Origin of the sequence: Streptomyces sp. NPDC005195 (assembly GCF_040608315.1) — a bacterium.
Taxonomy (GTDB): Bacteria; Actinomycetota; Actinomycetes; order Streptomycetales; family Streptomycetaceae; genus Streptomyces; species Streptomyces kaempferi.
In genome coordinates this window covers 1-1,030 of sequence record NZ_JBEXHZ010000405.1, presented here as the reverse complement: position 1 = coordinate 1,030, position 1,030 = coordinate 1, and the positions used below count along the sequence as shown (strand labels likewise).

Sequence of the window (1,030 nt, the reverse complement as noted above, 5' to 3'; positions counted from 1 at the left end):
TGGAGGCAACTGAACGCGGGCTTCCGCCTTCGTTTACGCGGAAGTAGCGTGACGGTCGTGACGGGAAACGCGACTGCGCGAAGTCCGCTCCGGACGGCAGGCAGGAACTCCTTACCGACGGCCCCGCGGGGGACGGCGAACGAGCCGGGTCCAAGCGGCGGCGGCCCAGGGCCGGCGCCCACTCCCGGGTGCGCCTCGGCACCGCTCCCCGTGCCGGGCGCGCCGGGTTCCACGGCATCCGTGCCCACCCCGAGGGATCGGGTGTCGTCCCTTCGCGCCGACGACCCCGCCGCCGGGCCGCCCGTCCGCCGCTCGCAGGCTCAGAGACATCCGGAACGTCGGGAACCCCTGGACGACGGAGGCGGAGCGGCGGCCTTGTGCGACCTCCGCCGGCAGTCGGGCTCACCGCCCGACACGGATCAGGGCCCGGTCACCCCGCAGCCGGCCGCCGACGCCCGCGAAGTGCTGGCCCTCGCCGCCGAGTTGCTCGGTCCGGTCGACGCCCACCTCGCTCTCGCGGCGAAGCTCGCTGCCATGGAAGCGGCCTGGGCGATGGGCGACGCGGCGGCGTGCCGGGAGGCCCTGGACCCTGCTCCGGGCCAGCCGGAACCCGACCTGCGGCTCGCGGCGTTCCGCGCGGGGATGTCCGCGGTCATGCACGGCAGCCTGGACACGGGACGCCAACGGCTGCGGGAGGCGGTCGCCGGGGCAGGGGCGGCTGGAACCCCCGAGGGTCCCGAGGCTCTCCTGCGGGCCGGGGGAGCGGCGCTCGTCGTCGGTGACCTCTCCGCCGCCTGCCGGGCCAACTCCCGTGCGCTCGCCGTCGCCAGGGCCCGCGGCCCGCGCGTCCTGGTATCCCAGGCACTGGAACGCCTCGCCTACGGAGAACTGCGCGCCGGCAGGCACGCCCGCGCCCGGGCTCATGCCGAGGACGGTCTGCGCACCGCTCTCGGCGCCGGTCAGCGCAACCTCGCCGCGCACCACCACGCGATCCTCGCGCTGGCGGCGTCGGTCGAGGGGTCCCAGGAAG

Annotated in this window: 1 pseudogene; it reads left to right on the top strand. The window is 76.2% G+C overall.

Going from position 1 to position 1,030, the window contains the following annotated elements:
• Positions 1 to 375 precede the first annotated feature (375 nt).
• Positions 376 to 1,030: pseudogene (locus ABZV34_RS39960) on the top strand (hypothetical protein); the annotation flags it as partial.